Source organism: Mycobacterium sp. NGS50, from assembly GCF_059812545.1.
On the sequence record NZ_JCALCW010000001.1, the window covers coordinates 239,126 to 251,723 of the forward strand.

A 12,598-nucleotide genomic window follows, 5' to 3' on the forward strand; every position below is an offset into this window, starting at 1 on the left:
CCCTGGACGCAGAGTCAACGCGGTTCGCGGGGGACGACGATGCGGGCGCGTGGACCGTCCTTGCCGTGGCTGTCCGACGCCCTCCCCAACATGCCCCCCGGTGCCACCGGCAGTGCGCCGCCCGCCGTCGTCGTCGGGCTCCGCAGCTCGGCGGCGTTGAGCACCCCGGCCCGGCCGAGCGGTCGGCCACCTTCCTCAGGGGTGAAGGTGCTCGCCGGCCGGGTGAAGCTGGTCAGCGCCGCGCCGGGATATCCGCCACCCATGACGCCCGCGCCACCGCCAGAGCCGGCACTCATCCCGCCGGCCACTCCCGCCCGCCACGGTTCGGCGACCACCTCGGCGTCCTCGGCCGCCACGGAGGTCGGGCGCATCGACGCGAAACTGCCCAGCAGCGATTGCGGCATGCTGGAGAAGCCCTGCACCACCTGACCTGAGGTCTTCCCCAGCGCATTCACTGGCTCGGTTGCACCCGACACCAATTGCGTGCCCTGCTGCAGCACAGAACTGAGCGAGCCCCCAACTTCCCCCGGCGACGATGCCGCTTGCACCGCCGCCTGAGCCGGGGCGGCGACCGCGTCGCCCGGATTCGCGGCGGCCTGTGCCACCGCGGTCGCCGCAGCAGCCGGGGCAGCCGGTGATGCGCCCATCGGGGCCAGCGGCGGCGGCACCGCCAGTGCCGCGCTCAGCGCGCTCAACGCGGCCGAATACGTCAGCCCCACACTGGAATTGTGCGGCCAGTGCTCGCCGAAGTACTCGATGTCTCGTTCGATGATGGCCGGGGTGTTCTGCCCGAGAATGTTGCTGGCATTCAACGCGGCCCACTCGTCGCGGTTGGTCTGGCACACAATCGACGGGATCACCGCCGGGCGAGCGCACGCGTAGGCCTCCAAAGCTGCTTGCACCACCGAGACCTTGTGTGTGGTCCAGCCGACCATCGTCTGTAGTCCGGCGTTGAGTCCAGTGGCGTTGACCGCCGAGGCACCGCCACCCAGCCCGATCCATTGGGCGGCGGTCGCGGTCGTGTTCATCGACGACAAGCCCATGATCAGTTCGTGGCTGATGGTTTCGGTGATCCAGACCAATTGGTTGGCGATCGTCGGACCCGGGCCTGGACCGGCCTCGAGTATCGCGGCCACGATTTCCGGTGGACCCATCCACCGGGGATCAAGCGCCACCCTGTCTCACTACGGCAGGAAGTTCGACAAGTTGGCGGCGCTGGCCAGTTCGTTCAGCAGATAGCTGATGGACGACAGGCTTTGACCACCCGCGAACGCCGCGCGCTGACCAACGTGCTCGGCGGACGCGCCCAAATAGGCGGTGCCCGCGGCGTTGAGCGCTGCGGCGAAGGCCGCCGAATCCGCGTCCGCCGCCAGGGGAATCACCCCGGTCAGCGCTGCGGCTCCGGCTGCTGTGCCCGCAGCCATCTCCCCGCCGAGAATCGTTTCGGTCAACGCCGACATGTCGACGGCCGCGGTATTCACATCCAGCAACGACATCGTGCCTCCCCAGGTCGAGCACCCGGAATTCTGAAGAGTCTAGGCCGTCTGGTCACCGCATGTCGATTCACTTTTTTGCCGGTGTGGAACGTGCGATCGTCATGCCGGATCCCCGACCAGGACGCCCTCGATCTCACCGTCGCTGCTGACCAACAGCCCGCGACCCGGCGGTAGTTGTTGGGCACTCACCCGGCCGAAAACCTTGACATTGATCGGGTCGTTGTCCATGAACAAGGTGGGTGAGCGTGACGCGGTCAGGCGCTGCAGAAACGGGTTCATCACCGATACCGCCGCCCAGTTGCCGGGCAGTCGTGCGGTGATGACGTGCAGCCCGACTTCGCGGCTACGCTCGATCAGCGCCCACAGGGGCGCGGTCGCGGCCGGCTTCCCGATACCGCCGTGCGGTCGCAATTCCTGTTCGTCGTCGATCAGCAGAAAATGTCGCGCCCCCTGCCACGCCGGCCGATGCAGCAGCTCATCCTGCGTCAGCCCGGCCGGCGGCAGTCGATCCCGCAGCAACGTCACCACTGCAGCGATCACCTGGTCGATCTCGTCGGCGGTGTAGGCGTAGGCGCGCACATGGGGCCCCTGAATTCTCCCGATCAGCGAGGTCTTGGGATCGATGATGGTGATCTGAGCCTGCTCAGCGGTGAAGCGGCGTAGCACCGCCTGCCCGAACGCCGCCAACGCCGTGGTCTTGCCACACGCTTGACGACCCATCACCAACAGGTTGGGCACCGATCGTGCGGGCAACGCGACCGGTTGCAGCGCGCGCTCCCCGATCGCGAAGGGGATGTTCAACGGGTCCGCTGCGGATGCGGTGTCGGCATAGGCCGCCTCGATATGTGCCAGCGGGACCCGTTCGGGAAGCCTCGCCAGCGGTTCAACTTTCCCGGTTCCGGCGACCGCACCGATGACAGCAGCCGCCTCGCGCGTGGTGACCCGGCGCCCGTCGGTGCCCGTCAGCTCCGGCACCCCGACCAGTAGTTCGTAGCCGTCCTTGGTCAGTCCGAATCCGGGCCGATCCAGCGTGTTGCGGGCTGTCCTGCGCAGCTCCATCGAGGTCCCCATCTGCGACTCATCCGGGTTGGACAGCCGCAGCTGGATCCGCACGTTCGATACGTTGAGCAGCGCCTGCTTCTGTCCGACGAACCAGGCGGTGGCACTGGTAGCGACATGAATCCCGTAGGAAAGGCCTTGCCGGGCCACCGCGATGGCGCGGTCACCCATGGCGGGATCCTTCTCGAAGAGGTCGCCGAAGTTGTCGATGACCAGGAAGACGTCTCCGAACTTGTCCGTCGGATCGGTCGCGCCGCCGCCGGATCCGAACCGGCGTTCCCGGAATTCGGCGACATCGATTTGGTAGTGCTTGAACGATGCCTCGCGCGCCCGGATCAGCCCCTCCACCGTCGCGATGGTGCGGGAGACCCCCTCGCTGTCGGCCAAGCTGACCACGCCGGCGACATGGGGCAGATCCTCCACCGGATACAGCGCCGCACCCACGCAGAAGAAGGTCACCCGTCCCGGTACGTACATCAGCGCCGCTGACATCATCAACGTCATCAGCGCGGTCGACTTGCCGCGCTGGGCAGTCGCCACCACCATCACGTTGTCGAGTTCGGCGTCGGCGGCGTGTACCCGCTGTGCATGCTCGTCCGGAATGTCGGCGATGCCCAGCGGGACTGTCAGTCCCGCGTTGTTCCCGTAGTCGACGTGCCACGGTTTGCCACGCCAGCGCGCAACGAGTTCATCCACTGGTTCGCTGATTTCCAGCGGCGGCAGCCAGATCTGGTGCGGCGGTCGGATGGGATGTGCGAGCAGCGATTCCCTGATGACGTCGACGATCTTCTTCTTCCGGAATCCGTCGGGATGAAACAGGAATTCATCCGGCTCCGCCGGTTCGTCGGCAGTTACCAGCGCCGCACTGTCCGTCTCACTCAGCGGCTGGTATTGCCAGGTCAGGGGGCGCGGCTGGGAGAAGCTCACCGCGACGGTCTGGTTCACGTCCACGGTCCGTTTAGGCAGGACGAAGGGGCCGGACACGTAGAAGCATCGGAACTGCTCCAGATCGCGGGGACCGACCTTGAGTAGGGCATACCCATTCTCCCGAGACGGCAGATGCAACGCCGCGTCACTGCCGATCACGTCGCGGGAGTCTTCGGCGGTCTCGGCCCGCAGGGCCACCCGGAATGCGATGTTGCTCTTCGCCTTGCTCAGCGACGACAAGTCCAGTCGCTGGCCACCGAGGGTGAAGAAGACGTTGCAGCCGCGCCCCTCCTGACCGATGTGGATCACCAGGTCGATCCATTCCTGATGGTGGATGAAAAGTTCCAGGTACTCGTCGATGATGACAAGCAGGATCGGCACCGGTTCCAGATCACGGCCCGCCAACCGCATTTCTTCATACTCGTTGGCGTCCCGAGCACCGGCATCTTTGAATAACCGATAGCGTCGGGCGATTTCGCCGTTGATCGCCTTGCGCATGCGATCCGCCAGATGCCGGTCATCTTTGCCCAGGTTGGACAGGGAGGCGGCCACGTGCGGGAACCCGGCGAGGTCTTGGGCCGCCGATTCGAATTTCATGTCGACGAAGATGACGATGAACGTCTCCGGCGAGTGGGTCAGCGCGATCCCGCTGCACAGTGACAGGAAGTATTCGGATTTTCCCGATCCCGATGTACCGATCACCACCGAGTGAAATCCGTACCCACCGAAGTCTTTTGCCCGCAGGATCACGTACTGCAACTCACCGCCGGGCCGGACCCCGACCGGAACCATCGCCCATTTCGGGTCTCCGCGGCCACGGCTGTCAGCCCACAGCCGGCCGACATCAAGCTGACGTGGATCGCTGACACCCAGGGCACGCAGCAGTTCGCCGCCCTGGCTCTCGGTAGCCGACAGTTCACCCCCGGCCGTCGGCGACCAGCGCGCCAGGGCCCGGGCGTAGCGGCTCGCGGTGCTCTCGGCGAGCGTGTCCGCCACCGCATAGAACGCGTCGCGATGCGAAAGACGTCCGTCGGCAAGCTCGAAGCACTGGTCTGCGTCACTGAATCCGACCCCGACGCCCGGCCGGTCCGCCAACCGCAGCATGGTGATACCGGCCATTCCCTTCTGCCCGGTGATTCCCTCCCACTGTTCGGGAGTCCCGACGTGGTCGTCGACGATCACCCAGTGCGGGCCGAGCGACGGGCCCGTAACTGACTCCATCGGCGATGGCATCGAGGTCGGGCTGGTCCCGGTCGGGGGGCTCCACGGGCCACGCCCCTTTCGATGCAATTCTGCGTCCAGCGCTTCCTCGAGTTCGGTCGGTCCGGTGAACACCAGTCGTCGCATCCCGCACGCGTCGAACATCTCGTCGTGCTGGTTGTGGGGCAGCCAGACCAGCCACGACCAACGTTCCGGATGGCGGCTGACCACAATGAGTTTCAGGTCCTGGGGGCTGTGGTACACCGCAAGCGAGCACAACACCGAGCGCATCAGACGCTGCAGCTCATCCGGTTCGGCGGCGATGAAACTGAAGCCGGGACGCGACCGCAGGCTCAGCACTTTGCCGATGTCGCGGATCTTGCTTTGTTCCAGGATGAAATCCCGTAACGCACCCCCGGTGACAGGTTCAAGCTCTTCGCCGATCGGGATTTCCGGCCATTGCAGCGACACGGCCGAGTCGCTGGCCGCCTGCACCCCGGTGCCCACTCGGACGTCGAGGAAGTCGGGGTCGGCGGGCCGGCGTTCCCACATCCGCGGGCCTCCGATCACCGTGTCCAAATGTTGCGGATCGGCGTGCACGAAGAGTTGGCTCCGGCGCTGTTGTTGCCCGGCGCGCTGGACCTCGTCGCGGTCCTCGTCGAGTTGACGAAGGTAGAGGCGTCGCTGCTTCTCCTGTTCGCCCCAACTGATTCGACGGGTCCGGCCGAAGCGGCCACTGAACATCAATGCACCGAACCCGGCCAGCCCCATCATCGGAAAGAATCCGGACTGCAACGACCGGACCCCTGACGTGTACATCACGACCAGGGTGCCGATGATTCCGACCAGCAGCGCGGGGATGGCGATCATCAGCATGATGTTGCGCGGCTCGCGTTCGGGTAGAGCCAGTGGTGCTGCGACGGCCACCCGGGCGGGGGGCACGATCGGCACCGGTGTGCGCGTGCCTCGGACGAACCCACGTTTGGACACGGCTACGGTCCCGGGTTGTCCGATGGGACCGCCGCTACCGCGCCGTTGATGGTGTCGTGTGCCACCAGCGCTGTGTCGCGGCTGATCGCCGGGCCGGCGGCGAAGGTCCGCACGATGGGCCACGGGGCTTGCACCGCTTTGCGGGGATCCAAAGCCAGCGCCTGCAGTGTCTGTTGGTCCCACTGGATTCCGTACCGAACACCCTGCGGGGAAAGCCAATACAGGCTTTCACGGCTGTCTGAGCTCAGCGCGCTGCTGGTGGTGGCGACCAGGGTGGCGGCGCCGGGCAGTACCAAGGTCTGGTCGGCCTCGACCGAATCGGCCGTGCGGTCGTCGCGCACCAATGCCACTATCCGCGGATCCGTGTTCGGCGGTGTCGGCAAGCCTCGCCCGCTCAGAACGGCAATCCTGGCCTGGGGGTCACCGACTTGCTTCTCCCACCCGAGGCAGGTCACGGGGTTCGCTGTCGTGTCGACGAATTCCAGTCGGCCCGGCGGATAGTAGTCGACATTCAGCACGTCGACGACCGGGATGCTGATCAGCCGGTCCGGTCCGATCAGCCGGGGCACGGTCGAGCCCTGCGCATCAGCGGTACGCAGTAGGTCAGCGACGAATCCGGTGATCTTCTGCACGCCGCCGGGCAACAACACATACAGGCCGGTCACCGCGCCGTTGGCGTCACGCGTTTGCAGCACGGTCCCGACCGATGCATTCGGGAGCCACGCCGACGGGGCTCCCCTGTCCGGGATCTGCGGGACGACCAACGGTTCGGTTGCCGGGAGAGCGTCGAAGAGGGAATTGGAGATCACGACCGGATGAGTCGCGCCGGGGTCAAGGCCGAGGTTGAAGGTCACCGACCGGTCAGTCGGATCGATCGCCGAGCGGTGCCCACCCCAGATGACGACGGTTGCGTCTTTGTGGGTTGCCAGAATCGCCTGCATCGGCCCCACCGGAGCAGCCCTGCCGAACAGCGACAGCTCCCCGGCGATCGACGTGACCGCCGGCGGGCGCGGGCCGCCGCGGACGACTGCGGTGTCACACACCGACCAGGCGGACAGTGCAGCCGAGGTGACGGCGAGATCGTCTGGCAGGCCGGGAACACCGATCATCGGACCCGTTGGGTACTTGGCGATCTCGCGCGCAGTGACCCACACCGGGCCGGACGCGGTGCCCACCGCCAGCCGCGCCGAGGTCAGATTGAGCGCCGGGTACAGCCGCCCACCGATCTTCGCGTACACCGCACCGGTGTCGCGATTTCCCACGATCGCGGACTCGCCGACCATCCCGCCGGGCTTCATCACGTGCAGCAACGCCATCCACCCGATGCCGATCACGACAAAAACCACTGATAGTGCGAGCGCGGCGTGCTGTTTCCGGTCGTCATGCTTCATGCGGACCGAAAAGCGGGTGACCGCCGCCCGCAGCCGTCGGTTATAGAACAGATGGCCTGAGTTCTGGTCTCGATTCGACAGGTTCAGCGGCACGGTCAATACCCTTTCGGCGGACGACTCCTATCCGCTTGTTGCACCAACGCAACAAGATTCGATCCGTCTGCGGCTACGCCGTAGCGGCGGATCACATAGTTCATCGAAGCGCAGATGTTGGCGACCGGGTCGTAGATGCTCCTCGAGGTTCCGGGTTGGTGATACTGCGCGAATGTGGTCGGCAGTGTCTGGGTGATCCCGCGGGCGTAGCCCAGACGATGGCCGTCGGGCTGCAGCGGCCCGGGTGTGGTGGCCGGTTCGGAGGCGATCGCCCATGCTCGCCCGCCCGACTCCCGGGCGATCAGAGTTTCGTAGCCACGCAACCAGTTGTGCCGCGCAACCGGGTCCACGATGCCCCGACGGTCCAGCGCCTCGGCGATCCGCTCCCTGACCCGCCCCGCCACCCGCGATTTGTCGTAACGCACCGTTGGCAGCCCTATGGCGTGCTCGGCCATTCGTCGTGCGCGTCGGTGGGGGTAGGCCAGCTGCCGCATCCGCCGGGCGAGCAACCGCGCGCGTCGTCTCGAACCGCGTATGTTGCGATGTTGGGCACGTAGCCGAGACACCATGCGTCGCTGTGTTTCCCGCCTCCCCAGTGCGGTGTCGATCGCCGGTAGTGTTTCGGCCCGCGCGTCATCGAGAACCGCCCGCGTTGCTCGGCGGCCGAGCTCCCGGTCTGTCCGCGCGTCGATGAGCAACCGCACCAAATCCGCTTCGGTCGCGGCCGTCGCCCCCAATGCGGCCGCTAACCGATCGCTGACCGGTTGCGCCGATGCCACGCCGCCGCGGTCGATGAGGCGTGCGAGCCCGTCGGCGTGACCTCGCAGCAGGATGGGGACGTCGCCAGGTTCGGCAGCGATGGCCGCCCCGGCGTACAGATGGTGACCGCGGGTCAGCAGTTCCAGCGCATGTTGAGTCAGCGGGTCGGTCATCAGCTCGCGCCCCCGCCATAGCGGACCTGGTAGTCCGACTCCGCCTCGTCGCGGAGTGCCGCGATGGCCAGATTCAGCCGTTCGGCCAACTCGTCGTGGGTGTAGTCGGTGACGACGCCGGGATGCAGGGTGAGCTCGATCAGTCTTCCGTCCACATTGGCCACGGCGTGGATGTCGCCCAGATCGACGCTGTAGGTGACGGTCTCGGCCTCGGCGACGAGTGCCTCCCACTTGTCAGCCGCCTCGCTCAGTTCACGCAGAACTGATTCGACTAGATCCTTGTCGCTCAGCTCCGAGCGACTGCCCGGCCCGGACATCACAGTAGTATCTGGCCCCCTTTGACCAGCGTCAATTCATCGTCCGTGGTTCGCACACTACGCTCGGCGAGGGGTGAACGAACTAGAATTCCGCGGCTAGTCCGGGTTGGTTTCCCAGTTGGTCGCCGGAGGGGCGTTCAGCGCCTGAAACCACGCGAAGTGGTAGTTCGTCGACAGCAGGTCACCAGTGGCGATGCCCTCGGCCGCGGCCAACAACAGGCAGTTCATCAGCACCGTGGTGTCGATGTTCGGATACTGCGCCAGCAGTTGGTAGCGAGCGGTGTCCAGGTGCACACGCAGCAGGTCCATCTCGCTGTCTGCCACACCGGTTCCAGCGGCGCCCGCTTTGACCATGGTGTGCGCCAGCCTCGGCAACCCGTCACGCCAGTGGGTGGCAGCGCTCAGCAGCCAGCCGAGATCCTCGACGGCGGGTAACTCGCGGGCCCGCGCCGACGATTCGACGGCGTCGACATCGACGGACCAGCCGAGCCGATCCCCCGGTGCATAGGTCTGCGATCGTGTCGTCGGACCGAGCAGTTCCGCCAGGCCGCCGTCACGTCGCCCGGGCTCCAGCAGCCGTACCCCGGCGGGCACGTTGATTCCCGGCGGGATCCATCCGTGCGCCAGATCGGTGACCAAAAACGTCTCCCCAGCCGTGGTGTCACCGATGGCCCAGCGCAATTCCGGTTGTTGGCGAGCGACGAACGCGAGGAACAGCCCCAAGCGGTCGTCGTCGGACTCGGTCGCCATGGCCGCCGTGATGCTGTCCGTTTGCGCGGTCAACTCCGCTGTGCCGTCCTCGCGTTGCGGCGTCTCCGTTCTATCTGTGGCATCCAGTGCATCGGTGAGCTCCGCAGCGAGCGCCTCGGTCGGCACCTCGGTGGTCCGGTCGGTGGCCGCCGTCAACGGGCTGGTGGCCACCTCCTCGGTCTTCTCCTTCAGCGGCTTGGTGACGAGCTCCTCGGTCGAGCCCTCCCTGAGCGTCGTGGTGGTCAGCTCCCCGGTGCGCGCTTGGGTGGGCCAGCGCAACGCCGCTGTGGTCCGCTCGGCAGTGTCCAGCGCCTGCAACCGTTGTTCCAACGGACGGTTGCGAATCTGTCGGACCGTCGATTCGACCCTCAGCGACGCGGCTTCGCGAGCGAGTTTGATCACCTGTTGTTCCTCTGCCTGTCGAGCCGGCGCGGGCAGGTTCGCCTCCCGGAGCATCTGCAGCCGCCGGTTCGCCGAATACGCGATGCGTTGCAGATCGGCGTTCAAATACTCTGCGAGCGTTGCAGTTTGAGCGGTGATTCGGGTCAATTCGGCGGGCCAAAGGCCACCGAGTACCCATGGTGTGCAGTCAACTGACGGGCCGATAGGGGCGGTGGAGCGGGATCGACGGGCCGTCCTTCGGAGACGCTGGCGGGCAGCCCACCGACCTAAGAACCCCACCGCATCAGCGTACCGGTAGCCCTCGGATCTACTGTGTCGGCTTGATACCTCGGTCGGCGAATTGTGGGGCTGATGTGGCGTGGGTAACGTGATCGCCATGGCTGACAGTGCGCTGCAACAGCAGTTGGATGAGGTCCGCAGCCTGCTGCAACGCGCCCGCGAACTCTTTGGCCCCGAGCCGGTGCCGCCACCGACACAGATCCTCCCCGACCCCGACGCTGTCGAGCCTCAGGTGCGCTAGGCGCTGAGCCTCACTGCTTTCCACCCCGCGGCGGCAATTGATGCGCCAGCAGTTTCTCGGTTGCGACACCAAGATCGTCGGCGGTGGGAACCGCTGCGGATGGGGTGTGGCCGGCGGCGACTATCTCGCCCCGCACCTCCAGGGCCGCCTTGAGGTAGGACACGTCTGCGGTCAGCAGGATTCCTGTCGCCAACGCCTCGGCGTCGGTGTCCATTGCCTCCTCGCTCAGGGCCACGCTGTGCATACATCCACCGCGACACGAGCGGAACAGGATGTGCCCGCTCGGGTGGAAGGTGTCGAAGTCAGGGTTGGCGTGGCTCATGTCTGCTCATCGATGACGTTGCTGAACTTCTCGCCCGCATCCTGCTGCTGTTGCTGCCAGAGGCGCAGCGATTCACGCAACTTTTCGGCGGTTTCAGCGTGTGCGTCGGCCTGCTGCTCGTAGCACTGCCGACGCCGCTCGAGCAATTCTTGTCCGGCGTGCGCCAGCCCGCTGAAGATGGGTCCCAGCGAGGTCAGACTGTCCTCGATGGCGGCATGCGTCGACGGGACGGTGCGCAGGTATTCCGACGTCTGCTGGTGATGGGCGGCCGCGGCGCTCAGGTTCTCCGGCACCACATGCGTTCGCTCTGCCATTCCTACCTCCTCTGCCGTGGCCGACGCGGTAGCCCGGCCGGCCGCCTGTCGTTAAGCGGTGACCTTCGCCGATGGCCTGGTGGGGGCGGGCGCCTCCGTCACAGCCTGGTCCGTCGTCGTCGGCGCGGGCGAGGCGGATGGCGGCGGATGCTGCCAGCCTAAGAAACTCGGCCCGCTCACGTTGGCGATGTGCTGAATCTGACCGTCGAGCAACGCCTTCTCGTTGCCGATAGCCAGGGCGTGGCGGTCGCTGAACATCCCGATATCACCTGCGCTCACCTGCGACACCTCAATCGGCTCGCTGACCGCGGTACCAGGTGGTGGGATGGTGATTCCTTGTTGGCGGAAGGCATCTGCGATAGGTGTCCCCTCGGCGGCGGACTTGATGACGGCGGCCAACTGCGGACTTCCGGCGGTCACCGTCTCACCGTTGGGCAGGGTCACCGTGGTCGGGCCCTCGGCAGGCTCCGACGAGCCTTCGTCTTCCTCCGTCCGCTGGTCAACCGGCTCGGCCGACTCTCCCTCATCCTCGCTGATCAGGTCCTCAGGGGGCAGCGTTGCCTCGTCGAGGTCCTCCGGGCTCCGGTAGGGCCCGGCCGCCGCGGGAGCGCCGGAGAACGGCAGCCCGAGCGGCAGACCGCCGGCCGGTACGCCGACGCTCGGAGCGGGGAGCGCGCCGGGTGTCGGAGCCGGTTGTCCGGGCGGCGACGCGACAGGCTCGAAGGCGCCATCCTCGACGTCGGGGACCGCGTCGAGGTAGCGGGCTGCGTCGACGTCCGGAGGCTCAGCAGGTCCATCGAAGCGACCCGTCGACGCGGGCCCGCCCGAGTCGCCGGCGCCGGGCGCATACAGTGCAACCAAGGCCGCCAGCAGCGCCTTGTGCGACGCGTCGCTGTCGTTCGCCTCGGCCACCACCGCAAGAATGTCTTTGAGTCTGCCGATCAGGTAGCGCTGGAATTCGCGGGCACCCAGCGGGGTATCCAACTTCCGCGACCGCACGGCCGTCTCAAGGTCCGCCTCGAGCTGGTTGAGCTTGCGCTGGCCTTCCTCGGTCGTCTTGTGCGCGGTCACGATCGCCTCAAGCATGAGCCGGTCGAACTCGGCCACATCTGAATTCTGCAGCGCAAGAGCGGCTTCCGCTTCCTTCATGCTTGCGACTGCCGCACCGCTCTGCGTCTGGTCATTTGGGCCGTCGGATGTCGTCGGGCCCGGTGGCGGCGCGGGCGGCGGAGCGATCGGTGCACCGGTCGCGGGATTGAACAGGGCGGGGTGACTTCGGCGGATCACGGATAGGATCGCGTCGAGTTGAGCCGGGTTTGCCGAGAAACCTTTCAGCGGCGCCAAAACGATATTCACCTGTTCGGGACTGAGGCCGGCCCGCCACGCCAACGGGTCTCCGTTGCAATCGCGGACATGCGCCATCGCGGCGAGCACATCCCTGAGCGTCGCCATCGCTACACCAGCGCGCCGGGCCGCGCGACACGCGCCTCCATCGCGAGGACGCTACCCATGCGCACGCCGCGCAACAATTCACCCGGGGTAGGTCAGCGACTTCAGACGCGCGCCGCCCACCGCGTCGATCCGGTTCGCCTCGGCGACGACGGCGAGGATCTCGCGGTTCTTGGCGATCAGAAATTTCTGAAACTCACGTGCCGCCAGGGAATTATCGGCGGCGTATCGCCCTGGACCGCGCAGCGCATTGTCGATCTCGCGGGCGATCGAGGACAACCGCTCGATACCCCGAACTGTCGCCGCGTGTGCACCGGAAGCGATCTCGGCCAGCACCTGGTCACTGTCGGCCGCGCCGGCGCGGCGTGCCATCAACGCGCCCTGGACGGCTTCGAGGGCAACTATCGCCGGTCCGGTCTGCTCGGCCATCATTCAA

At 66.5% G+C, this 12,598-nt stretch carries 12 protein-coding genes; 1 reads left to right on the forward strand and 11 read right to left on the reverse strand.

Annotated elements, in window-relative coordinates; translation table 11 throughout:
• Positions 1–14: 14 nt before the first annotated feature.
• The 7 genes from AC5Y36_RS01230 to AC5Y36_RS01260 form a co-directional block, all read right to left on the reverse strand.
• Positions 15–1,175 (reverse strand): PPE domain-containing protein, encoded by a 1,161-nt coding sequence (locus AC5Y36_RS01230; protein ID WP_500039041.1) that lies wholly within the window; start codon positions 1,173–1,175, stop codon positions 15–17.
• 9 nt (positions 1,176–1,184) lie between these two features.
• A complete protein-coding gene (locus tag AC5Y36_RS01235; RefSeq protein WP_500039042.1) occupies positions 1,185–1,496 on the reverse strand; it encodes a PE domain-containing protein in 312 nt (103 codons plus the stop codon).
• 99 nt (positions 1,497–1,595) lie between these two features.
• The gene (gene eccCa / locus AC5Y36_RS01240; RefSeq protein ID WP_500039043.1) at positions 1,596–5,672 is read right to left on the reverse strand and encodes a type VII secretion protein EccCa; all 4,077 of its coding nucleotides are present in this window, start codon (positions 5,670–5,672) and stop codon (positions 1,596–1,598) included.
• Positions 5,673–5,674: 2 nt separating this feature from the next.
• Positions 5,675–7,156 (reverse strand): type VII secretion protein EccB, encoded by a 1,482-nt coding sequence (gene eccB, locus AC5Y36_RS01245; RefSeq protein WP_500039044.1) that lies wholly within the window; start codon positions 7,154–7,156, stop codon positions 5,675–5,677.
• Positions 7,157–7,158: 2 nt separating this feature from the next.
• Complete coding sequence (locus tag AC5Y36_RS01250) at positions 7,159–8,088, reverse strand: transglycosylase SLT domain-containing protein (protein ID WP_500039045.1); 930 nt, start codon at positions 8,086–8,088, stop codon at positions 7,159–7,161.
• Complete coding sequence (locus tag AC5Y36_RS01255) at positions 8,088–8,408, reverse strand: DUF2710 family protein (protein ID WP_500039046.1); 321 nt, start codon at positions 8,406–8,408, stop codon at positions 8,088–8,090. Before AC5Y36_RS01255 ends, AC5Y36_RS01250 begins: the two co-directional genes overlap by 1 nt.
• Positions 8,409–8,501: 93 nt before the next feature.
• Complete coding sequence (locus tag AC5Y36_RS01260; protein WP_500039047.1) at positions 8,502–9,557, reverse strand: DUF5631 domain-containing protein; 1,056 nt, start codon at positions 9,555–9,557, stop codon at positions 8,502–8,504.
• A gap of 376 nt (positions 9,558–9,933) precedes the next feature.
• Between AC5Y36_RS01260 and AC5Y36_RS01265 the strand changes: the two genes are divergently transcribed.
• Complete coding sequence (locus tag AC5Y36_RS01265) at positions 9,934–10,077, forward strand: hypothetical protein (RefSeq protein ID WP_500039048.1); 144 nt, start codon at positions 9,934–9,936, stop codon at positions 10,075–10,077.
• 10 nt (positions 10,078–10,087) lie between these two features.
• Here AC5Y36_RS01265 and AC5Y36_RS01270 read toward each other — a convergent pair whose 3' ends face one another.
• From AC5Y36_RS01270 to AC5Y36_RS01285, 4 genes are all read right to left on the reverse strand, one after another.
• Entirely contained in the window at positions 10,088–10,399 is a 312-nt protein-coding gene (locus AC5Y36_RS01270) for a DUF2694 family protein (RefSeq protein ID WP_500039049.1), read from the reverse strand.
• A complete protein-coding gene (locus tag AC5Y36_RS01275; RefSeq protein WP_500039050.1) occupies positions 10,396–10,713 on the reverse strand; it encodes an ESX-1 secretion-associated protein in 318 nt (105 codons plus the stop codon). Before AC5Y36_RS01275 ends, AC5Y36_RS01270 begins: the two co-directional genes overlap by 4 nt.
• Before the next feature lie 51 nt (positions 10,714–10,764).
• Positions 10,765–12,165 carry a DUF4226 domain-containing protein gene (locus AC5Y36_RS01280; RefSeq protein ID WP_500039051.1) on the reverse strand — a complete coding sequence of 467 codons (1,401 nt, stop codon included), beginning with the start codon at positions 12,163–12,165 and terminating at the stop codon, positions 10,765–10,767.
• A gap of 78 nt (positions 12,166–12,243) precedes the next feature.
• The gene (locus tag AC5Y36_RS01285) at positions 12,244–12,591 is read right to left on the reverse strand and encodes a DUF4226 domain-containing protein (protein WP_500039052.1); all 348 of its coding nucleotides are present in this window, start codon (positions 12,589–12,591) and stop codon (positions 12,244–12,246) included.
• Positions 12,592–12,598: the final 7 nt, after the last annotated feature.

What these genes read in the sequence shown, in the direction of transcription:
- AC5Y36_RS01235 (WP_500039042.1), bottom strand. Translation starts at nt 1,496, where the DNA reads ATGTCGTTGCTGGATGTGAATACCGCGGCCGTCGACATGTCGGCGTTG.
- AC5Y36_RS01250 (WP_500039045.1), bottom strand. Translation starts at nt 8,088, where the DNA reads ATGACCGACCCGCTGACTCAACATGCGCTGGAACTGCTGACCCGCGGT.
- AC5Y36_RS01265 (WP_500039048.1), top strand. Translation starts at nt 9,934, where the DNA reads ATGGCTGACAGTGCGCTGCAACAGCAGTTGGATGAGGTCCGCAGCCTG.
- AC5Y36_RS01270 (WP_500039049.1), bottom strand. Translation starts at nt 10,399, where the DNA reads ATGAGCCACGCCAACCCTGACTTCGACACCTTCCACCCGAGCGGGCAC.
- AC5Y36_RS01275 (WP_500039050.1), bottom strand. Translation starts at nt 10,713, where the DNA reads ATGGCAGAGCGAACGCATGTGGTGCCGGAGAACCTGAGCGCCGCGGCC.
- AC5Y36_RS01280 (WP_500039051.1), bottom strand. Translation starts at nt 12,165, where the DNA reads ATGGCGACGCTCAGGGATGTGCTCGCCGCGATGGCGCATGTCCGCGAT.
- AC5Y36_RS01285 (WP_500039052.1), bottom strand. Translation starts at nt 12,591, where the DNA reads ATGGCCGAGCAGACCGGACCGGCGATAGTTGCCCTCGAAGCCGTCCAG.